33 protein-coding genes and 1 pseudogene are annotated in these 20,667 nt (G+C 46.2%); 1 reads left to right on the top strand and 33 read right to left on the bottom strand.

Annotation, left to right across the window (positions count from 1 at the left end; translation table 11 throughout):
- The first annotated feature begins 8 nt into the window (after nt 1–8).
- Entirely contained in the window at nt 9–2,444 is a 2,436-nt protein-coding gene (locus ACO0K3_RS12025; RefSeq protein WP_422984877.1) for a two-component system response regulator, read from the top strand.
- Nucleotides 2,445–2,607: 163 nt separating this feature from the next.
- On the opposite strand, the gene ACO0K3_RS12020 is transcribed toward ACO0K3_RS12025, so the two are convergent.
- The 33 genes and pseudogenes from ACO0K3_RS12020 to tuf form a co-directional block, all read right to left on the bottom strand.
- A complete protein-coding gene (locus tag ACO0K3_RS12020) occupies nt 2,608–3,246 on the bottom strand; it encodes a peroxiredoxin (RefSeq protein ID WP_422984875.1) in 639 nt (212 codons plus the stop codon).
- A 211-nt stretch (nt 3,247–3,457) separates the two neighbouring features.
- Nucleotides 3,458–5,272, bottom strand: coding sequence for a protein-disulfide reductase DsbD (dsbD, locus tag ACO0K3_RS12015; RefSeq protein WP_422984873.1), 1,815 nt, complete (start codon nt 5,270–5,272; stop codon nt 3,458–3,460).
- Nucleotides 5,269–5,652, bottom strand: coding sequence for a divalent-cation tolerance protein CutA (gene cutA, locus ACO0K3_RS12010; RefSeq protein ID WP_422984871.1), 384 nt, complete (start codon nt 5,650–5,652; stop codon nt 5,269–5,271). The genes dsbD and cutA overlap by 4 nt, the downstream gene beginning before the upstream one ends.
- Before the next feature lie 80 nt (nt 5,653–5,732).
- Complete coding sequence (gene rplQ, locus ACO0K3_RS12005) at nt 5,733–6,128, bottom strand: 50S ribosomal protein L17 (protein WP_262835016.1); 396 nt, start codon at nt 6,126–6,128, stop codon at nt 5,733–5,735.
- 160 nt (nt 6,129–6,288) lie between these two features.
- Complete coding sequence (locus ACO0K3_RS12000; protein WP_262835015.1) at nt 6,289–7,266, bottom strand: DNA-directed RNA polymerase subunit alpha; 978 nt, start codon at nt 7,264–7,266, stop codon at nt 6,289–6,291.
- 106 nt (nt 7,267–7,372) lie between these two features.
- Nucleotides 7,373–7,996, bottom strand: coding sequence for a 30S ribosomal protein S4 (gene rpsD, locus ACO0K3_RS11995; protein WP_422984869.1), 624 nt, complete (start codon nt 7,994–7,996; stop codon nt 7,373–7,375).
- Nucleotides 7,997–8,193: 197 nt separating this feature from the next.
- Nucleotides 8,194–8,598: a 30S ribosomal protein S11 gene (gene rpsK / locus ACO0K3_RS11990; protein WP_110255932.1), complete on the bottom strand. Its 405-nt coding sequence runs from the start codon at nt 8,596–8,598 to the stop codon at nt 8,194–8,196.
- Nucleotides 8,599–8,626: 28 nt separating this feature from the next.
- Nucleotides 8,627–8,992, bottom strand: coding sequence for a 30S ribosomal protein S13 (gene rpsM / locus ACO0K3_RS11985; RefSeq protein WP_262835013.1), 366 nt, complete (start codon nt 8,990–8,992; stop codon nt 8,627–8,629).
- Between the two features lie 26 nt (nt 8,993–9,018).
- Nucleotides 9,019–9,132 (bottom strand): 50S ribosomal protein L36, encoded by a 114-nt coding sequence (gene rpmJ, locus ACO0K3_RS11980; protein WP_014004415.1) that lies wholly within the window; start codon nt 9,130–9,132, stop codon nt 9,019–9,021.
- Between the two features lie 27 nt (nt 9,133–9,159).
- Nucleotides 9,160–9,378 carry a translation initiation factor IF-1 gene (gene infA, locus ACO0K3_RS11975; RefSeq protein ID WP_014004414.1) on the bottom strand — a complete coding sequence of 73 codons (219 nt, stop codon included), beginning with the start codon at nt 9,376–9,378 and terminating at the stop codon, nt 9,160–9,162.
- 23 nt (nt 9,379–9,401) lie between these two features.
- Nucleotides 9,402–10,739: a preprotein translocase subunit SecY gene (gene secY / locus ACO0K3_RS11970; RefSeq protein WP_422984867.1), complete on the bottom strand. Its 1,338-nt coding sequence runs from the start codon at nt 10,737–10,739 to the stop codon at nt 9,402–9,404.
- Between the two features lie 24 nt (nt 10,740–10,763).
- A complete protein-coding gene (rplO, locus tag ACO0K3_RS11965; RefSeq protein WP_262835007.1) occupies nt 10,764–11,195 on the bottom strand; it encodes a 50S ribosomal protein L15 in 432 nt (143 codons plus the stop codon).
- 28 nt (nt 11,196–11,223) lie between these two features.
- Complete coding sequence (rpmD, locus tag ACO0K3_RS11960; protein WP_126771746.1) at nt 11,224–11,403, bottom strand: 50S ribosomal protein L30; 180 nt, start codon at nt 11,401–11,403, stop codon at nt 11,224–11,226.
- 10 nt (nt 11,404–11,413) lie between these two features.
- Nucleotides 11,414–11,932, bottom strand: a complete 519-nt coding sequence (gene rpsE / locus ACO0K3_RS11955) for a 30S ribosomal protein S5 (protein WP_262835004.1) — start codon at nt 11,930–11,932, stop codon at nt 11,414–11,416.
- 12 nt (nt 11,933–11,944) lie between these two features.
- The gene (gene rplR, locus ACO0K3_RS11950) at nt 11,945–12,307 is read right to left on the bottom strand and encodes a 50S ribosomal protein L18 (RefSeq protein ID WP_422954718.1); all 363 of its coding nucleotides are present in this window, start codon (nt 12,305–12,307) and stop codon (nt 11,945–11,947) included.
- A 12-nt stretch (nt 12,308–12,319) separates the two neighbouring features.
- The gene (gene rplF / locus ACO0K3_RS11945) at nt 12,320–12,853 is read right to left on the bottom strand and encodes a 50S ribosomal protein L6 (protein ID WP_422984865.1); all 534 of its coding nucleotides are present in this window, start codon (nt 12,851–12,853) and stop codon (nt 12,320–12,322) included.
- A 10-nt stretch (nt 12,854–12,863) separates the two neighbouring features.
- Nucleotides 12,864–13,259 (bottom strand): 30S ribosomal protein S8, encoded by a 396-nt coding sequence (gene rpsH, locus ACO0K3_RS11940; protein ID WP_422960205.1) that lies wholly within the window; start codon nt 13,257–13,259, stop codon nt 12,864–12,866.
- Between the two features lie 14 nt (nt 13,260–13,273).
- Complete coding sequence (rpsN, locus tag ACO0K3_RS11935; protein WP_153236341.1) at nt 13,274–13,579, bottom strand: 30S ribosomal protein S14; 306 nt, start codon at nt 13,577–13,579, stop codon at nt 13,274–13,276.
- Between the two features lie 7 nt (nt 13,580–13,586).
- Nucleotides 13,587–14,126 carry a 50S ribosomal protein L5 gene (rplE, locus tag ACO0K3_RS11930; RefSeq protein ID WP_422954720.1) on the bottom strand — a complete coding sequence of 180 codons (540 nt, stop codon included), beginning with the start codon at nt 14,124–14,126 and terminating at the stop codon, nt 13,587–13,589.
- A 4-nt stretch (nt 14,127–14,130) separates the two neighbouring features.
- Nucleotides 14,131–14,445, bottom strand: coding sequence for a 50S ribosomal protein L24 (gene rplX, locus ACO0K3_RS11925; protein WP_422954721.1), 315 nt, complete (start codon nt 14,443–14,445; stop codon nt 14,131–14,133).
- Nucleotides 14,446–14,454: 9 nt separating this feature from the next.
- Complete coding sequence (rplN, locus tag ACO0K3_RS11920; protein ID WP_016836029.1) at nt 14,455–14,823, bottom strand: 50S ribosomal protein L14; 369 nt, start codon at nt 14,821–14,823, stop codon at nt 14,455–14,457.
- A 241-nt stretch (nt 14,824–15,064) separates the two neighbouring features.
- Nucleotides 15,065–15,337: a 30S ribosomal protein S17 gene (gene rpsQ / locus ACO0K3_RS11915; protein WP_422954722.1), complete on the bottom strand. Its 273-nt coding sequence runs from the start codon at nt 15,335–15,337 to the stop codon at nt 15,065–15,067.
- Nucleotides 15,337–15,528: a 50S ribosomal protein L29 gene (rpmC, locus tag ACO0K3_RS11910; protein WP_422984863.1), complete on the bottom strand. Its 192-nt coding sequence runs from the start codon at nt 15,526–15,528 to the stop codon at nt 15,337–15,339. The genes rpsQ and rpmC overlap by 1 nt, the downstream gene beginning before the upstream one ends.
- A gap of 12 nt (nt 15,529–15,540) precedes the next feature.
- Complete coding sequence (gene rplP, locus ACO0K3_RS11905; RefSeq protein WP_188566869.1) at nt 15,541–15,960, bottom strand: 50S ribosomal protein L16; 420 nt, start codon at nt 15,958–15,960, stop codon at nt 15,541–15,543.
- Nucleotides 15,961–15,962: 2 nt separating this feature from the next.
- Entirely contained in the window at nt 15,963–16,802 is an 840-nt protein-coding gene (gene rpsC, locus ACO0K3_RS11900) for a 30S ribosomal protein S3 (RefSeq protein WP_422960204.1), read from the bottom strand.
- Nucleotides 16,803–16,811: 9 nt separating this feature from the next.
- Nucleotides 16,812–17,144 (bottom strand): 50S ribosomal protein L22, encoded by a 333-nt coding sequence (rplV, locus tag ACO0K3_RS11895; protein ID WP_188566867.1) that lies wholly within the window; start codon nt 17,142–17,144, stop codon nt 16,812–16,814.
- 5 nt (nt 17,145–17,149) lie between these two features.
- A complete protein-coding gene (rpsS, locus tag ACO0K3_RS11890) occupies nt 17,150–17,425 on the bottom strand; it encodes a 30S ribosomal protein S19 (RefSeq protein WP_262834994.1) in 276 nt (91 codons plus the stop codon).
- Nucleotides 17,426–17,435: 10 nt separating this feature from the next.
- Nucleotides 17,436–18,263, bottom strand: coding sequence for a 50S ribosomal protein L2 (rplB, locus tag ACO0K3_RS11885; RefSeq protein ID WP_422954724.1), 828 nt, complete (start codon nt 18,261–18,263; stop codon nt 17,436–17,438).
- 2 nt (nt 18,264–18,265) lie between these two features.
- Nucleotides 18,266–18,580 carry a 50S ribosomal protein L23 gene (rplW, locus tag ACO0K3_RS11880; protein WP_354330054.1) on the bottom strand — a complete coding sequence of 105 codons (315 nt, stop codon included), beginning with the start codon at nt 18,578–18,580 and terminating at the stop codon, nt 18,266–18,268.
- A complete protein-coding gene (gene rplD / locus ACO0K3_RS11875; RefSeq protein WP_262834991.1) occupies nt 18,577–19,200 on the bottom strand; it encodes a 50S ribosomal protein L4 in 624 nt (207 codons plus the stop codon). The genes rplW and rplD overlap by 4 nt, the downstream gene beginning before the upstream one ends.
- A gap of 3 nt (nt 19,201–19,203) precedes the next feature.
- Complete coding sequence (gene rplC / locus ACO0K3_RS11870) at nt 19,204–19,860, bottom strand: 50S ribosomal protein L3 (RefSeq protein ID WP_422954726.1); 657 nt, start codon at nt 19,858–19,860, stop codon at nt 19,204–19,206.
- 179 nt (nt 19,861–20,039) lie between these two features.
- On the bottom strand, nt 20,040–20,354 hold the full coding sequence (gene rpsJ, locus ACO0K3_RS11865; protein ID WP_262834989.1) for a 30S ribosomal protein S10: 315 nt from the start codon (nt 20,352–20,354) through the stop codon (nt 20,040–20,042).
- 176 nt (nt 20,355–20,530) lie between these two features.
- Nucleotides 20,531–20,667, bottom strand: a pseudogene (tuf, locus tag ACO0K3_RS11860) (elongation factor Tu); the annotation flags it as partial.

Genomic DNA, 20,667 nt, shown 5'->3' with positions numbered 1-20,667 from the left:
AAAAACAGATGCATGCAGAAACGATACTCATAGTTGAAGATGAACCCGTCGTGGCACTGGATCTGCGACAGACTCTGGAGGAAATGGGACATCGTGTCTGCGGCATTCAGTCAAATATGAAGGCAGCAATCAGTGCAGTAGAAAAATATAGCCCGACGCTGATCTTGATGGACATCAACCTTGAAGGTCAGGAGGATGGCATTGACGCCTGCAATCATATTTATCTGCGTTGGAAATTACCGGTGATTTATCTGACTGCATTTGCTGATGAAAAAACCATTTTACGTGCAGCAGCTAGTAAGCCCTTCGGCTATTTACTGAAGCCTTATGAAACGAAAGAACTGGCAGCAGTCATTCAGGTCGCACGATCACGCTGCGATACGGAGCAGGCACTGGTCAAATCAGAAGAGCGCCTTGCCATCGCGATTGAGGCAGCCGAACTCGGCACTTGGGAGTGGGAATCTTTGCTAGATCATGTGCAGGGTGATGCGCGCTTCCAGTCTATTTGGGGTAGCAACTTGAGCCGCTTTTCTGCAGGTATGACGGCAATGCTTGATCGTATCCATCCGGAAGACAGGGAGAAGGTTGATCAGCTCTTACATCAGGATGGCTTCTTCAGCAGCATCTTCAGGGCTCGCAGGGATTCCGGCGAATTTGCCTGGCTGGAGATGCACGGCAAACTGCGTCCAGGAAAGAACGGAAGCAAACAAGTGATCGGCGCGTTACGCGACATCACAACACGCAAGCAAATGGAAGAACGGCTGCGGCAGGCAAGTGTCGTATTCAGCTCGACGGCTGAGGGCATTCTGATATTGGATGATCACTACCGCATCGTCTCTGCTAATCCAGCCTTTACTAAGCTCACACAATACACATCCGATGAGGTCATTCATCGCCATCCTGACGATTTTTTACTGGTCCGTCGGGAAGGCGACCTTACCTACCAATCCATTGCAGAATCGATCGATGGTTATGTCTATTGTGAAGTCGCTTGCCGTTGCCGGGATGGTCGCATTTTTCCGACCTTACAGCATATTTGTGCGGTCAAGGATGAGGCCGGTGAGGTACAGCAATTTGTACACATCATTTCAGACATCAGTGCAATCCGCGATGTGGAACTCAAACTTGCTCACCTTGCCTATCACGATCCATTAACGGGTTTAGGTAATCGCTATCTGCTGGAGCAAAGACTGGACATCGAATTAGAACGCGCTCATTTTAACGGCAAAAAAATTGCGATTCTGTTCCTTGATCTTGACGGTTTCAAAGCCATTAACGACACGATGGGTCACAATATCGGAGATCGCGTCATTCAGGAAGTTGCAAAGCGTATTAGTCAGCATATCCGTCGTCATGATGAAGCGATTCGGCTGGGCGGTGATGAGTTTGTTGTGGTCGCACCCGAGCTGCATGAAATTAGCGAGGCTTTTTTAATTGCCGAAAAACTGCTCAATGCTTTGTCACAAAAACCTATCAACATTGAAGAACAGGAACTCATGATCGGTGTGAGTATTGGTATCGCCATTTATCCCGATGATGGTACTAATGTGACGCAACTTTTAAGCGCTTCAGACAGTGCTATGTATGAGGCAAAGCGTTTAGGCAAAGGACAATTCTGCACCTATACCAGCAACCTGATAGAACGTGTCAGGGCGCGCCTGAATATAGAACAAAATCTGCATGTTGCGCTCGAAAAAAATGAATTCATTCTTCATTATCAACCGGTGATCAATTTACTGCAAAATCGCCTGATCGGATTTGAAGCCCTTGTGCGATGGAATCATCCGACACTGGGGTTGATCGGCCCCGATACCTTCATCAGTATTGCGGAAGAAAATGGATTGATTGAACGTCTTGGTTATTGGGTGCTGGATACGGCGTTAGCACAACTCAAAGAGTGGGAACTAGCAGGGCACACTAATCTATTCATGGCTGTCAATGTATCCCCTCGACAATTCAATGACGAGCATTTTGTCCATCATCTCGGACACGTCTTGCAGACGCATAAGTTGCGCGGCGAGCAATTGGAAGTTGAAGTCACCGAATCAGTGATCCAGGATTTTCACAAGAGCCGCAAAATCGTTTCTGCTATCAGGGACTTGGATATTACTGTTGCGATTGATGATTTTGGCACGGGGTATTCCTCACTTGCATTGCTTAAACATTTACCGATTACCAGAGTCAAAATTGATCGTTCGTTTATCGTGAATTTACCGGGTACGTCACGTGATCTTGGTATGGTGCATGCGATTATGCATATGGCGAACAGTCTGGAGCTCAATGTCACAGCGGAAGGAATAGAAACACCAGAGCAAGCAGGCTTATTGCGTGAACTAAAGTGTCCCGCGGTACAGGGATATTTTTTTGGACGCCCTCAGGAGGCGAATTATTTTTCTTCCGACTGGCTGAGATTGTCGGCAATAACGGGGCATTTTCAGTGGTGACTCATTGAGCTTAGTTGCAGCGCACCCCAAGATAAAACGCCCCTTTAATTTGGGGCGTTTTATTTTCTAGCTTTTTTCTACCTCTGATTTTCCGCACGCATATCGACTAACTTATTGCATGTCATCAGTCGACAATAAGATCAGCGTTAACATGCGCATTTATTTATTTATTTGGCTGTGGAGTAATGCGCAAATAAGGACGAGGTGCAGTATAGCCTTTTGGATATTTTTGTTTGATCACGTCTTCATCTTTGATCGATAAAGGAATAATCACGTCATCACCATCGCGCCAGTTACCAGGTGTCGCCACCGAATAAGCATCAGTCAGTTGAAGTGCATCAATGACACGCAAGACCTCATCGAAATTACGTCCGGTAGTTAGTGGATAAGTGATGATCAGACGTACTTTTTTCTTTGGATCGATGATGAACAAAGAACGTACGGTAACGGTCTCCGACTGATTCGGGTGAATCATGTCATACAGTGCGGCGACCTTTTTATCCGCGTCAGCAATGATAGGAAAACCGACGATAGTTTTTTGTGTATCTTCAATATCCTTAATCCATTGCAGATGTGATTCTGCACCATCGACAGACAAGGCAATTGCTTTGACATTACGCTGATCAAACTCTGGCTTTAACTTTGCGGTCAAACCTAGCTCCGTTGTGCATACCGGTGTAAAGTCAGCAGGATGGGAAAATAAAACAACCCATGAATCACCCGCCCAAGTGTGAAAATTCAATTTACCTATCGAAGAATCCTGTTCAAAATCAGGCGCGATATCACCTAAACGCAGAGTCATGTTTTTCTCCAATCAAAAAAGTTTGAGATAAAAACTATAGAACGCAACCACAATAGATTCAAGGACAGAGAAGTTGATTGCTTATATCTTGTCCGGTATATGCTGCAATAGAAAATACCGGACAGTTAGTTGATACGGTAGAGCAATACGATTAATTGTATGTTCGTCGTCATTACTTACCGGCATTAGTCTTCAACGTACTCTCTGCTCACTACTCGATATTCACCTCACCTAGCGATGTCAAAAATTTCTCTGCATTTTGGTAACCAATGACACGGCCAGAGGCAATTTCCTCACCGCGCTTATTGAAGAAAATAATCCCTGGTGGTCCGAATAAATTAAAGCGTTTTAAGAGCGCCTTATCGTCGGCATTATTGGCGGTCACATCAACCTGCAATAACAACATTTGTTCCATCTGCGCTTTGACTTTGTCGTCGGTGAAGGTGAGTTTTTCCATTTCTTTACATGACACACACCAGTCCGCGTAGAAATCGAGCACTGCTGTCTTACCTTTAGATTGTGCGATGGCGGCATCTAGTTCTGCAACCGACCTGACTCGCGTAAAGCTAACACCATGTTTTTGTCCGCCCGTCAGATGTGCCAGCGGGGCAAAAACATCTCGTCCCCCGGTGAGAACACCGGCTAATTGAGCCGCACCAGCCAAAGCAAAAATAATGGCGAATCCTTTTGAATACAAATTCCCTTTGTGCAAAAACAGCAGATAGATAGCGTAGCTGATCAGCAATACAGACCAAGCTACCATTTGTGACCAGACGGGTATCACCGGCGAAACCATCCAGATTGCCATCGCGAGCATGAGCACGCCAAAGAAACGCTTGATGCTTTCCATCCAGGCACCTGCGCGCGGTAGCAGGCTACCCGCAGACAAACCAACTAATAACAAAGGAACGCTCATTCCCATTGCCATCGCAAATAAGGCAGAACCGCCAACAACCACATCACGGGTTTGACTGATATAGACCAAAGCACCGGCCAGTGGCGCCGCGACACAAGGACCGACAATGAGTGCCGACATTGCCCCCATTAAAAAGACGCCAATTAACTTACCGTTGCGCTGACCTTCAGATGCAACCGTCAGTTTTGTTTGCAACGCGGCAGGTACCTGTAACTGATACACACCAAACATGGCAAGAGACAAAATCACCATGAGCAAGGCAAACGCGCTAAGCACCCAAGGATTTTGTAATGTTGCCGCCAAGCCCTCACCCAGGAGTCCGGCAGCAACGCCCAATGCGGTGTAAACAAGCGCCATACCAAGCGCATACATCATAGACAACAGAAACCCACGACTACGGCGCACCGAGGTGCCTTCACCAACGATAATGAACGACAAAATAGGCACCATAGGCAGTACACAAGGTGTGAACGACAAACCCAGTCCTAGTAAGAAGAATAAAGGCAGAATGACGATTAACTTACCACTCTTCAATGCAGCGCTGATGCTGCTGATCTCAGTAGTTGAGGTCTGACCCTGGCTATTGGCGCCATCAGAAACTGGTTTGGTCACGGAGGTGTCCACCTTAGCCGACGCATCGGCACCAGCAAGTGTAAATACCGCCTCTTGCGGCGGATAACACAATCCCTGATCGGCACAACCCTGACTGGTCACTCTCAAATTAAAATTACCAGAAGCTTGTATTGGAACTCTCACTACAATATCGTGGCGATAAGTTTCGACTTCTTTTTGAAAGGTTTCATCAAACTTGACTTTACCTTTAGGCAGCACTGGCTCACCTAATTTGCTATCGGTCGAAACAAACTTCAAACGTTCGCGATATAAATAGTAGCCATCAGCAATGTGAAAACTGACCTCAGCAACGCCGGGCTCACTCATTTTGGCGCCGACTTTGAATGCGACCTCAGGGTCTAAAAAATCCTCTGCCTTGATTGAGGTAAATGTCGTTGCTAACGCAATGAATAAGCTGAGGAAAGCAGTCCATCTAATATGGAACTTAGACAAGCCGTTTGAAAAGCGAACTTGAGAATACGTCGTAAAAGTTTTCATGCAGATCCTGTTTCATGGAGAACCCATTGCAGATAAGCCGGTAAGCCTTGCGTGATGGGAATGCCGATAATTTCTGGTATTTCGTAAGGATGAATGCTCTGGATAAGAGTTTGTAAAGCCGTATATTTTGCTTCGCTCGTTTTGATCAGCAAGGCAATTTCTGTTGCAACCTGAGGTATGTCATTCCAATTATAGAAAGACCTGATTGCTGGCATTACGTTCACCCAAGCAGCTAATTTATTTTCCAGAGCGGAGTGAATAATCGCCTGAGCGACGGCTTCATCCGGCACATTGGTCATAACGAGCAACACTTTATCCATATTTGTGCACTCATTCTGGAAATAGATAATCCATGATTCTAACAAGGTCTGACTGATCATGCCCGTCGCCTTATGATACGTACGAATGTAAAAAAGCCAGGCAATGCCTGGCTTTTTTGACGCTTTATACAAACAGCAAGTTACTCTGCTGTCGGCGCTGCATCAACATCAGTAACTTCTGGACGATCTAACAGTTCTACGTAGGCCATAGGCGCGTTGTCACCAACACGGAAACCCATTTTCAAGATACGCAGGTAACCACCATTACGATTTGCGTAACGTGGGCCAAGTTCAGCGAACAGTTTCAAGACCATTTCCCGATCACGCAAACGGGAGAAAGCCAAACGCTTGTTAGCCAATGTGTCTGTTTTACCCAAAGTCAGAATCGGCTCGATAACACGGCGTAATTCTTTTGCTTTTGGTAAAGTTGTTTTAATAGCTTCGTGGCGCAGCAACGATACTGTCATGTTGCGCAGCATTGCCAGACGGTGGGAAGAGGTACGATTCAGCTTACGTAAGCCGTGACGATGACGCATGATATTTCCTTTCAGATTTTTAAAATAATTCCAGCTCTTCTATCACTGGGTTTTACAGTGCGGGCCGGTAATTGCTTGAGACTACTGATACAACCGATACTACTTACTACTAATTTATTGAACAGCCTGAATAAATTTACTATTCAGGCGTGACCATAAATTACTTTTCCAGGCCAGCTGGTGGCCAGTTTTCCAATTTCATGCCGAGAGACAAGCCACGGGAAGCCAGAACCTCTTTGATCTCGTTCAAAGATTTGCGACCCAGATTTGGTGTCTTCAACAATTCATTCTCGCTACGTTGGATCAGATCACCAATGTAGTAAATGTTTTCTGCTTTCAAACAGTTAGCTGAACGTACTGTCAATTCCAAATCATCGACTGGACGCAACAGAACCGGATCAACTGCCGGTGCGCGCGATGGCGCTTCAGCAGCAGCTTCTGTACCCTCCAGAGCAGCGAAGACATTCAATTGATCAACTAAAACTCGGGCGGACTGGCGAATCGCCTCTTCTGGCGTAATAACACCATTCGTTTCGATATTAATGACCAGTTTATCCAGATCTGTACGCTGCTCTACACGCGCGGACTCAACAGAATAGGATACACGGCGTACTGGCGAAAATGACGCATCCAGTATCATACGACCGATCGTTTTGTTCGCATCTTCTGACAGACGCCGAACGTTACCTGGCACATAGCCGCGGCCTTTTTCAACCTTAATCTGCATATCCAGCTTACCGCCGGCTGTCAGATTAGCAATAACGTGATCTGGATTAATCAGCTCTACATCATGCGGCAAGTCGATATCAGAGGCCAGTACTGCGCCTTCGCCATCTTTCTTTAATGTCAGCGTGACTTCATCACGGTTATGCAACTTGAAGACGATGCCTTTCAAGTTCAACAAAATATCTACAACGTCTTCTTGAACACCATCTAAAGATGAATATTCATGAACGATACCGGCGATAGTAACTTCTGTCGGCGCGTAACCAACCATAGAAGACAACAATACACGACGTAAAGCATTGCCTAATGTATGACCATAACCACGTTCGAATGGCTCCATCACAACTTTAGCGTGACCAGCACCCAACATTTCCACGTCAATAATGCGTGGCTTCAATAGATTGTTTTGCATAACAATGTCCTTTTCAATACCCTCGACTCGTTACGTCGATAAGGCTGATGGCATTAAAGAAAAAAGCCTGCCTATCAAAAAATAGGCAGGCGGTGAAACTTGAATATTAACGTGAGTACAATTCAACGATCAGAGATTCGTTGACATCATGAGCGATATCGCTACGATCTGGCATAGACTTGAAAGTACCTTCCATTTTCTTTGGATCTACAGCGACCCAGGAAGGCATACCAGTTTGCTCTGCCAAAGAAAGCGCTTCAACGATACGTACTTGTTTTTTTGATTTTTCACGAACAGCAACAACATCACCAGCTTTAACTTGGTAGGAAGCGATATTCACTACGATATTATTTACTGTGAATGCTTTGTGACTTACCAGCTGACGTGCTTCAGCGCGAGTGGAACCGAAGCCCATACGATAAGCAACGTTGTCCAGACGGGATTCCAGCAACTTCAACAGTGTTTCGCCTGTGTTGCCTTTTTGACGGTCAGCTTCAGCAAAGTAACGGCGGAACTGACGTTCCAAAACGCCGTACATACGTTTAACTTTTTGCTTTTCGCGCAACTGGTTACCGAAATCAGAAGTACGAGCACCGGAAGTGCGACCATGCTGACCTGGTTTTGCATCGAGTTTGCATTTTGAATCTAATGAACGACGTGCGCTCTTTAAAAACAGATCCGTGCCTTCGCGACGGGATAATTTTGCTTTTGGTCCGATATAACGTGCCACGATATTTTCCTTGTAAATGACGTAATGTTTTCTACACTACGCTAGTCTGATCTGCCTGCAATCAGACGGTGGTCTTAACAACAAAGACGGTGTCTTTGTCAATTCTAAAACTTCCACAACACAAAACCCGCCAACGAAATGGCGGGCCTGCATTCTAACGGAGATTCCGCAAGAACGCCAGCAGAAAATAAATCTGCTTAGATACGACGACGCTTTGGAGGGCGGCAACCGTTATGCGGAACTGGAGTCACGTCTTGAATCAGGGAAATTTTAATACCCAGATTGTTCAACGCGCGCACTGAAGATTCGCGACCTGGGCCTGGGCCTTTGATACGAACTTCCAGATTTTTGATGCCGCATTCTACGGCAACTTTACCAGCTGCTTCTGCTGCAACCTGCGCTGCAAACGGTGTAGATTTACGTGAACCTTTGAAACCCGCACCACCAGCAGTTGCCCATGACAGCGCATTGCCTTGACGATCAGTGATCGTGATGATGGTATTGTTAAATGAAGCGTGTACGTGGGCAATACCCTCGGCTACGTTCTTTTTAACTTTTTTACGAGCGCGGGCTGCTGCTGCGTTATTTTGTGCTTTTGCCATAATATTTCCTTGAATCTAGTTACCTAGATTATTTCTTCAAAGATTGCGCTGCTTTACGTGGGCCCTTACGTGTACGAGCATTCGTACGTGTACGTTGACCACGGCAAGGCAAGCCCTTACGATGACGCAGGCCGCGGTAGCAACCTAAGTCCATCAAACGCTTGATGTTCATCGAGAGTTCACGACGCAAGTCACCCTCTACGACGAATTTTGCAATCTCGTCGCGGAGTTTTTCCAGTTCGTTGTCGTCCAGATCTTTAACTTTTTTATTAGTTAAAACACCGGTAGCGGCGCAGATGTCTTCTGCGCGTGGGCGGCCAATACCATAGATAGCTGTTAAGCCGATTACGGTATGCTGATGATTTGGGATATTAACCCCTGCGATACGTGCCATTCGTTATTCCTCGTCAATAACCTGAATTAACCTTGACGCTGTTTATGGCGTGGTTCTGTGCAAATTACACGAACTACACCTTTGCGCTTGATGATCTTGCAATTGCGGCAAATCCGCTTAACTGATGCGAGAACTTTCATTTTTTGCCCTCTTCCTTCTTTACTTGGTTACTTAGTACGGAACACTATTCGCGCCCGGCTCAAATCATAAGGCGTCAATTCCACTGTCACCTTATCGCCTGGAAGAATACGAATATAATTCATACGCATTTTTCCAGAAATATGGCCTAGTACAATATGCCCGTTTTCCAACTTAACTCGAAATGTTGCATTTGGAAGATTCTCAAGAATCTCACCCTGCATCTGTATAACGTCGTCTTTTGCCATTCGGTCTGCTGTTCCTCTGAGTGCTACCTTGAAGGTATGCCACCCTTGAAATTTGCTTTACGAAGAAGCGATTCGTATTGCTGTGACATCACATAGTTCTGCACTTGTGCCATGAAGTCCATTGTCACTACCACGATAATCAATAATGATGTACCGCCGAAGTAAAATGGAACCTTCCAGTGTGCCACCAAGAACTCTGGCAACAAACAAACCAAAGTAATGTAAAACGCTCCGGCCAAAGTCAGACGCATCAAAATTTTATCGATATAACGCGCTGTTTGATCACCTGGGCGAATACCTGGTACAAATGCACCGCTCTTTTTCAAGTTATCTGCAGTTTCTTTGCTATTAAAAACTAAAGCAGTGTAGAAAAAACAGAAGAAAATAATTGCAACGGCGTATAACAAAGCATGAATCGGTTCGCCAGGAGCCATCGATGCAGAGAGATCTTTTAAGAAGCGAATAAAACCGCTATCTGAAGACTCCATACCTTTGGTGAACCAACTTGTAATCGTCGCAGGAAACAAAATAATAGAAGAAGCAAAAATCGGAGGAATTACACCAGCCATATTAAGCTTCAACGGCAAGTGACTGCTTTGCCCACCGTATACTTTATTTCCTACTTGACGCTTCGCATAATTGACCAGAATTTTACGCTGACCACGCTCCACGAATACCACAAAGAAGGTTACTGCAGCGGCAATCAAGCAAATCAATAATGCAGATAAAGCATTCATAGAACCTGTACGAACCAGTTCAAACAGACTAGCCAAACCATTGGGCAAACCTGCTGCGATACCTGCAAAAATGATGATCGAAATACCGTTCCCTAATCCACGCTCAGTAATTTGCTCACCTAACCACATTAAAAACATGGTGCCGGTAACCAAAGTGACTGTCGTAGTGAAGCGGAATGCCACGCCAGGGTCAATCACCAGTCCGGGCTGAGCTTCAAGACCGAAGGCAATGAAATAAGCCTGTAAAGTTGCGAGCAACAAGGTTCCATAACGCGTATATTGTGTAATCTTACGACGACCAGATTCACCTTCTTTTTTTAAGGCTTCTAATTGAGGCGAGACTATCGACATCAACTGCATGATAATAGATGCAGAGATATACGGTGTGATCCCTAGTGCAAGCACAGCGAATCGTGACAATGCACCACCGGAAAACATATTAAACATCCCCAAAATACCACCTTGGTTTTGCTTAAATAAATCAGCCAATGCATTAGGATCAATGCCTGGAACCGGTATGTGCGCACCTATCCTATATACAACTAGTGCCCCCAGCAAGAACCAGAGTCTTCCCCAAGGAAAACCACTGGCGGCACTTTTAGCTTGTTGTGGAGATGTTGCCAATTATTGCTCCAGTGTCAGCACTGATTAAGCGACTGAGCCGCCAGCAGCTTCGATTGCAGCTTTAGCGCCTTTTGTAGCGATTAAACCGTTCAAAGTTACTTTTTTAGTGATTGTACCTGCCAGGATCACGCGAACAACGCGAGCCAATTCAGACACTACACCAGCTTGTTTCAAGGCTAGAATATCGATTTCAGTCACTGGTAAATTTTCCAGATCTGTCAGACGAACTTCTGCTTTGTACGGCGTTGCCAAGGATTTAAAACCACGCTTAGGCAAGCGACGTTGCAAAGGCATTTGACCGCCTTCAAAACCGACTTTATGAAAACCACCTGAACGAGACTTTTGACCTTTATGACCACGGCCTGCTGTCTTACCTAAACCAGAACCGATACCGCGACCAACACGACGTTTGTAGTGTTTTGCGCCATCTGCTGGCTGGATTGTATTTAATTCCATAATTTGCTCCGATCGCAAACCTAACGGCTTACGATACAACCTTCACAAGATACGAGACTTTGTTGATCATGCCACGTACGGATGGTGTGTCTTGCAATTCAGAAACTGAATTCACACGACGCAAACCCAACCCACGGACTGTAGCGCGATGAGACTCACGAGTCCCGATCAAGCCTTTGACCAAAGTTACTTTTACTGTCTTTGTCATTTCGCTCACCTTAGCCCAGAATTTCTTCAACGGACTTGCCACGTTTCGCAGCGATTTCCGATGGCGTACTCATTTTGGACAAACCATCCAAAGTTGCACGAACCATATTGTATGGATTAGTGGAGCCGTTGGATTTAGCAACGACGTTAACCACACCCAATACTTCGAAAATAGCGCGCATTGGTCCGCCCGCAATAACGCCAGTACCTTCTTTAGCTGGCATGATCATCACTTTGGATGCACCATGGCGGCCTGTAACGGCATGCTGCAAAGTACCGTTGTTTAAAGTCACCTTGATCATCTTGCGACGTGCTTCTTCCATTGCTTTTTGTACGGCGACAGGAACTTCTTTCGATTTTCCCTTACCCATACCGATACGGCCATCACCGTCACCAACGACTGTCAGTGCTGCGAAACCCATGATACGACCACCTTTAACCACTTTGGTTACACGGTTGATCGCGATCATTTTTTCGCGCATGCCATCATCTGGCTTGTCGGCTGCCGTTTTCGCTTGCATTTTTGCCATGACGAATTTTCCTTAGAACTTCAGACCAGCTTCACGCGCGGCTTCTGCCAACGCCTTGATGCGGCCGTGGTAACGGAAACCGGAGCGATCAAACGCGACTTCGGTAACCCCTGCTTTCAATGCTTTCTCTGCAACGCGCTTGCCGATCAATGTTGCCGCAGCTGCATTGCCACCATTGCCAGACGCTGCTGCCAACTCTGCACGAACTTCTGCCTCTAGGGTAGAAGCCGACGCTAACACTTTGGCATCTGGGCCAATGATGTTTGCGTAGATATGCAGATTTGTACGGTGTACCGCCAAGCGGTTCACCTTGAGTTCTGCGATCTTGGCACGGGTTTGAGTCGCGCGGCGCAGACGTGATTGTTTCTTGTCCATCGTCAACCCCTATTACTTCTTCTTGGTTTCTTTAATCACAACCACTTCGTCCGCGTAGCGGACACCCTTGCCTTTATAAGGCTCTGGGCTGCGGTATGCACGGACTTCAGCTGCTACCTGACCTACTTGCTGCTTGTTGATCCCTTTAATCAGGATCTCAGTAGGTGTTGGTGTAGCGCACGTTACGCCTTCCGGCATTTGGTGCACAACTGGATGTGAAAAACCCAAGGACAAATTTAATTTGTCGCCTTGTGCTTGCGCTTTATAACCAACGCCAACCAAAGTGAGTTTTCTTTCGAAGCCTTTAGTAACGCCGTTAACCATGTTATTGACCAGAGCACGTAATGTGCCTGTCATTGCATTGGCTTCACGACCATCATTGGCTGGTGAAAAACTCAAAGTGCCGTTATCGTTCGCTATTGTGACCAAGCCGTTTAAGCCTTGAGTCATCGCGCCCATTGGGCCTTTTACTGAAATCGCTTCTGCCGAGATCTTAACTTCTGCACCTGCTGGCAAAGCGATTGGCATTTTACCTACTCGTGACATCTTGCACTCCTTAGGCGACGTAGCAAATAACTTCGCCACCGACACCGGTTGCGCGTGCTTTGCGGTCAGTCATGACGCCTTTTGGTGTGGAAACAATCGCCACTCCCAAACCGTTCATCACACTTGGGATTTCGTCTTTACCTTTGTAAATACGAAGACCAGGACGTGAAACACGTTCCAAGCGCTCAATAACAGGACGTCCTGCATAATATTTCAAACCGATTTTCAATTCGGATTTACCTGCAGCTTCAACAACTGCGAAATCCTCAATGTAACCTTCATCTTTAAGTACGCTTGCAATTGCAATCTTTACTTTGGAAGATGGCATCGCAACAGCAGTCTTTTGAACAACTTGCGCGTTACGAATGCGGGTCAGCATATCGGCGATAGGATCGCTCATACTCATTGCATATTCTCCTATTACCAGCTGGCTTTAGTCATACCCGGAACTTCACCACGCATGGCGACTTCACGGAGTTTAATACGGCCCAAACCGAATTTACGGAATGTTCCACGTGGACGACCTGTCAAGGCGCAGCGATTGCGCTGACGAGTCGGATTGGAATTACGTGGCAATGCCTGCAATTTGAGGCGAGCTTCATAACGCTCTTCCTCAGATTTTGATTGGTCATCAATGATGGCCTTCAATTCGGCGCGTTTGCCAGCGAATTTCTTCACCAGATCTGCACGCTTTTGCTCACGATTAATCAGTGCCAGTTTTGCCATGGCGACCTCAGTTTCTGAACGGGAATTTAAATGCGGCGAGAAGGGCTTTCGCTTCTTCGTCGGTCTTTGCTGTCGTCGTGATACTGATATTCATACCACGCAGCGCGTCAATCTTGTCGTACTCGATTTCAGGGAAAATAATCTGTTCCTTGACGCCGATATTGTAGTTACCACGACCATCAAACGCACGACCAGACACACCACGGAAGTCACGTACACGCGGCAAAGCCACTGTAATGAAACGATCCAGGAATTCATACATTTGAGCGCCACGCAAAGTTACCATACAACCAATTGGATAACCTTCACGAATTTTGAAGCCAGCAATAGCTTTGCGCGCTTTAGTGACAACAGGCTTTTGACCAGCAATCTTCGTCAAATCACCAACAGCGTGCTCAATGATCTTTTTATCAGCAACTGCTTCTGACAAACCCATGTTCAGGGTGATTTTCAAGATACGAGGCACTTCCATTGAAGATTTGTAAGAGAATTTCTCTGTCAAATCAGCAACAACTTTTTCTTTATAAAATGCTTGTAGACGGGCCATGATGTTATGCCTTCACAACTTCGCCAGTCGACTTATAGGTACGGACTTTCTTACCATCCACAACCTTTAAGCCTACACGGTCTGCTTTACCAGATGCAGCGTTAAACAACGCAACATTGGAAACATGAATCGGCATCAATTTATCAACGATGCCACCAACTGCGCCAGTCATTGGGTTAGGCTTAGTCGCTTTTTTAGCAACATTAACACCTGCGACAACAACGTAATCAGCTCCAACGCACTGCTGAACCTGACCACGCTTACCTTTGTCTTTACCCGTTAAGACGATGACTTCGTCGTTTTTACGAATTTTGCTCATGACGTTCCCTTACAGCACTTCTGGAGCAAGCGAAACGATTTTCATGAAACGCTCAGTACGCAGTTCGCGTGTCACTGGGCCGAAAATACGAGTTCCGATAGGCTCAAGCTTTGCATTTAACAAAACTGCAGCATTGCTGTCGAACTTTACCAAAGAGCCATCTTGACGACGAACACCCTTAGCAGTACGAACCACAACTGCATTGTAAATCTCACCTTTTTTTACACGACCGCGAGGAGCAGCAGATTTCACAGTGACTTTAATAACATCACCGATACCTGCATAACGACGCTTAGAGCCGCCCAACACTTTAATGCACAATACTTCACGAGCACCAGTGTTGTCAGCCACTTCCAGCCGGCTTTCTGTTTGAATCATAATGTTCTCTTTCCCAACTTAATCCACATAATCCGCACGATGCAAATCTGTAGTCAGTCTTGGTCCCGCCAGCCAACCCAATACACAACAAACAATGCACGAGCCAACTGATTAGGTGGACGAATTTTTAATTACTTTCACAACATATTTAATGTCGAGAAAGGCATTTAGGCTGCCACTTACAAGCTTTGCAAATGACAGCCAACTATTATTACATCAAAAAACGATTTGTGCAATAACTTTATAAAACTTGAGCAACTTGAACCACACGTGTCACCGTCCAAGCTTTAGTCTTGGAGATTGGACGACCTTCTTGAATCTCAACAGTGTCGCCAGCCTTTGCCTGGTTTGCTTCATCGTGTGCATGGTACTTGTTAGTACGGACGATGATTTTGCCATACAAAGGGTGCTTGACGTGACGTTCAACGACCACTGTTACAGTCTTGTCCATCTTGTCAGAAACAACCTTGCCAATCAATGTGCGCTTCAATGCCACCTTAACTTGATCGTTCATTATTTGGCATCCTTCTGATTCATGACAGTTTTTACGCGTGCGATATCGCGACGAACCTTCTTCAATTGAGAAGTATTATTCAGCTGTTGCGTAGCAATTTGCATACGCAGGCTGAACTGAGCCTTCAACAATTCATTCAGTTCTTTCGTCAAAGCCGCCTGATCCTTACTTTGGAGTTCAGATACTTTCATTTACAACTCCTATTATTGGCCGACTTGACGCACGACGAACGTAGTCAATAACGGCAGTTTAGCTGCAGCCAAGCGGAACGCTTCGCGTGCCAGCGCTTCATCAACGCCATCCATCTCATACAACATTTTGCCTGGTTGAATCTCAGCAACGTAGTACTCAGGATTACCCTTACCATTACCCATACGAACTTCCGCTGGTTTTTGGGAGATTGGCTTATCCGGAAAAATACGAATCCAGATACGGCCACCACGTTTGATATGACGAGTCATAGCACGACGTGCCGCTTCGATTTGACGCGCAGTAATACGACCACGGCCAACCGCCTTCAGACCAAATTCACCAAAAGAAACAGCTGTGCCGCGAGTATGTGAAATACCCTTGTTACGGCCTTTTTGTTCTTTACGATACTTTCTGCGTGCTGGTTGCAGCATGATTATTCTCCTGCTTTCTCAGCCGGTGCTGCTGCTACGCCATCCGCCTTAGTGCGAGCACGTTTGGCTGCTGGAGCTGCTGCTGTACCGGGTGTGTTTTGTCCTTCTGGGCGCTTAGTGCGAGGACGGCTATTTGGCTTGCCATCATCACGACGCGGACCACGACGCTTTTTGTCGTCTTCCGGAGTGGATTCAATCACCGGTGCGTCGCCATTAGCTAAACGGTCACCTTTGTAAACCCATACCTTAACGCCAATAATGCCGTAAGTTGTCGATGCTTCGCCGAAGCCATAATCGATATCAGCACGCAGCGTATGCAGAGGCACGCGGCCTTCGCGATACCATTCTTTACGTGCGATCTCAATACCATTCAAACGACCGCCAGACATGATTTTGATACCCTTAGCACCCAGACGCATTGCGTTTTGCATCGCACGCTTCATAGCGCGACGGAACATAATACGTTTTTCGAGTTGCTGAGCAATGGAATCAGCGATCAATTGTGCGTCGATTTCTGGCTTGCGAATTTCTTCAATGTTGACATGCACAGGCACGCCCATCAACTTCGCCAGGTCAGCCTTCAACACTTCAATGTCTTCGCCTTTTTTACCGATTACAACACCCGGGCGGGAGCTATAAATAGTAATACGGGCATTTTTTGCCGGACGCTCAATAGTAATACGACCTACGGATGCGTTTTTCAGTTTTTTCTTCAGATATGCACGTACTTTCAGATCTTCACCAAGCATGGAGGCAAAGTTACCATTGCCTGCATACCAGCGTGATGACCAGTTACGTGTTACCGCAAGACGAAAACCGGTTGGATGTATCTTCTGTCCCATCGTGACTCCTTAATTACCGACAGTCACGTAAATGTGACAGGATTGTTTAGAGATACGATCACCACGACCCTTAGCGCGTGCTGTGAAGCGCTTCAGGATCGCACCTTTTTCAACATAGATAGTCTTCACTTTCAACTCATCGATGTCGGCGCCATCATTGTGCTCAGCGTTTGCAATTGCAGACTCCAACACTTTCTTGATGATTGTTGCGCCTTTTTTCGGGCTGAAGGCCAAGATATTCAATGCTTGATCTACTTTTTTACCGCGAATCAGATCAGCCACCAGGCGACCTTTTTGCTCAGACAGACGCACACCGCGCAGAATTGCTTTAGTTTCCATCATTGCACCTATCTCTTAGCCTTTTTATCGGCGGCGTGACCCTTGAACGTACGAGTCAACGCGAATTCGCCAAGTTTGTGACCAACCATGTTTTCGGATACATATACTGGTACATGCTGCTTACCATTATGTACCGCGATCGTCAGGCCAATGAAGTCCGGCATAATTGTCGAACGGCGTGACCATGTCTTAATTGGTTTTTTGTCTTTAGTTGCTTGCGCAGTTTCGACTTTCTTCACCAAGTGGGCGTCGCAAAACGGCCCTTTTTTCGCTGAACGTGTCATGTGTTATCCCTTATTTCTTACCACGGCGTGAGACGATCATCGAAGTAGTACGCTTGTTGCGACGTGTCTTCTTACCCTTGGTCTGTTGACCCCATGGCGATACTGGATGACGGCCGGCTGCAGTTTTACCTTCACCACCACCGTGCGGATGATCGACCGGGTTCATTACCACACCGCGAACGGTAGGACGAACACCGCGCCAACGCATCGCACCAGCTTTACCAATCTTACGCAAATTGTGCTCGCCGTTACCGACTTCACCGATCGTTGCACGACATTCAATGTGAATGCGACGAACTTCACCGGAGCGCAAACGAACCTGCGCGTAAGTGCCATCACGAGCCATCAACACAACACCAGCACCGGCTGTACGCGCAATCTGAGCACCTTTGCCTGGCAGCATTTCGACGCAATGCATCGTAGTACCAACTGGAATATTGCGAATAGGCAAGCAATTACCAGATTTGATCGACGCTTGCGAGCCATTCATTACCTGATCACCGACAGCCATACCTTTAGTTGCAATAATGTATTGACGTTCACCATCCGCATAGCACAACAAAGCGATGTGCGCAGTACGGTTAGGATCGTATTCAATACGCTCAACTTTTGCAGGAATACCGTCCTTAGTACGCTTGAAGTCCACCAGACGATAATGCTGCTTGTGACCACCACCAATATGGCGGGTAGTGATGTGACCGTTATTATTACGGCCAGCAGTTTTTGATTTTTTTTCCAACAGAGCAGCAAACGGACGGCCTTTATACAGACCCTCAGTTACTACTTTCACCATACCGCGACGACCTGGTGAGGTTGGCTTCATCTTAACGAGTGCCATGCTTATGCCCCCTCAGTGAAGTTGATTTCCTGACCAGGCTTCAAGCATACAAAAGCACGTTTTGTATGATTGCGACGGCCATTAAATCTACCGGTACGTTTTTGTTTACCTTGGCGATTTGCAACTTGAACAGATTCAACTTGAACCTTGAACAGCAATTCCACGGCGGCTTTAATTTCTGGCTTGGTTGCATCTGGCATTACCAGAAAAACCACCTGCTCATTCTTTTCAGCAACCATAGTTGCCTTCTCAGAAATCACAGGAGCCAGCAACACCTTCATCAGGCGCTCTTCGCTATGCTTTACTAATGCGTTCATGCCAGCATCTCCTCAATCTTTGCCAATGCAGGCTTAGTGATCAACACTTTCTTGTAAAAAACCAGAGAAACTGGATCAGCGTAGCGTGGCTCAACGACCAAAACATTTACCAGATTGCGAGCAGCCAGCATCAGATTTTCGTTGAATTCTTCAGTAATAATCAAAACTGAATCCAAGCAACCCATTGCCTTCAACTTATCAGACAATAATTTTGTCTTTGGAGCATCAACAGCCAGAGTATCAACGACATTCAAACGACCTTCACGAGCCAACTGAGACAGAATCGAGCAAATACCTGCGCGATACATCTTCTTGTTAACTTTGTGAGAGAAATTCTCATCAGGCGAGTTCGGGAATATACGACCACCTCCGCGCCACAGCGGGGAAGAGGACATACCAGCACGAGCGCGACCAGTACCTTTTTGACGCCAAGGCTTTTTGGTTGTGTGATGAACTTCTTCACGATCCTTTTGCTTACGATTGCCACTACGAGCATTCGCTTGGAAAGCAACAACCACTTGATGAATCAAAGCTTCGTTGTAATCACGACCGAAAATAGTATCAGGAGCAGCAACATTAGATGCAGCTTGACCTTGTTCGTTTAGGAGCTTCAGTTCCATAGATTAAGCCCCCTTCTTTGCTTTAACTTTAATAGCAGGAGATACAATCACCTGGCCATTTTTCGCACCAGGCACAGCACCCTTCACCAGCAACAACTGACGCTCAGCATCAATGCGAGCAATTTCCAGATTTTGCACAGTACGATTCACATCACCCAAGTGACCAGTCATACGCTTACCAGGAAAAACACGACCTGGATCCTGCGCCATACCGATAGAACCTGGCACGTTATGTGAACGAGAGTTACCATGAGTTGCACGACCAGAAGAGAAGTGATGGCGCTTGATAGTACCGGCATAGCCTTTACCAATCGTAACACCTTGCACGTCTACTTTTTGACCAGCTTCGAACAAGCCAACAGGCACAACATCACCCGCCTTGAGTTCAGCAGCTTTAGCAGCATCGACACGGAATTCTTTTAAGACAGTACCAGCTTCAACACCTGCTTTTGCGAGGTGACCTGCAGCCGCTTTTGTTACGCGGGATGCACGGCGCTGACCGAAAGTTACCTGAACAGCGGAATAACCGTCTGTATCAGGAGTTTTGATTTGTGTCACGCGATTGTTAGATACATCTAAAACTGTGACTGGAATTGAATCACCATCATCAGTAAAGATACGCATCATACCAACCTTGCGACCAACAAGGCCCAAGCTCATTGTTTTCTCCATTCCCACCTACGATTGGGTGGGGCTGACTGTTTAAAAAACTTAAACAAATAGGTCAGCATAAGCCGACCCACATCTAAGCCTTCGATTATAGCCTGCAAAATTTTATTTCACAAGACTAATTATTTGAAAATACCAAAAATTGTGGTATGTGGCATTTTCAGAAAAATTTATTGCAATTTAATCTCAACATCCACACCAGCTGGCAAATCCAACTTCATCAACGCATCAACAGTCTTATCTGTTGGATCAACGATATCCATCAAACGCTGATGAGTGCGAATTTCGAATTGATCACGGGAAGTTTTATTCACATGCGGGGAACGCAAAACGTCAAAACGCTGAATACGCGTTGGCAAAGGAACCGGCCCCTTAACAACCGCACCAGTGCGCTTAGCTGTTTCAACGATTTCCAGTGCAGACTGGTCGATCAACTTGTAATCAAACGCTTTCAAGCGGATGCGGATTTTTTGATTTGTAGACATAACAATCCTATAAAGAACGAGCCGACACCTGATTTGGGACGGCATTTTAAACAAAGAACGAATACTAAAAAGTCGGCTGCCATACCAAAAAGTATGACAGCCGACTAGTGTACTACAAAATTAAAGCAAACCACCGAACAAATCACCTAATTTAGGTGATTTGTTCGGTAAGTTTATTACTCAATAATTTTAGCAACGACACCAGCACCAACAGTACGGCCACCTTCACGGATCGCGAAACGCAGACCTTCTTCCATCGCGATCGGGTTGATCAGCTTGACTGTGATGGAGACGTTATCACCTGGCATGACCA

The sequence above is a fragment of the Undibacterium sp. Rencai35W genome (assembly GCF_049340185.1).
Classification (GTDB): Bacteria; Pseudomonadota; Gammaproteobacteria; order Burkholderiales; family Burkholderiaceae_D; genus Undibacterium.
Note: the sequence above shows the minus strand (reverse complement) of the source record. Positions and strands in the feature narration are given on the sequence as shown.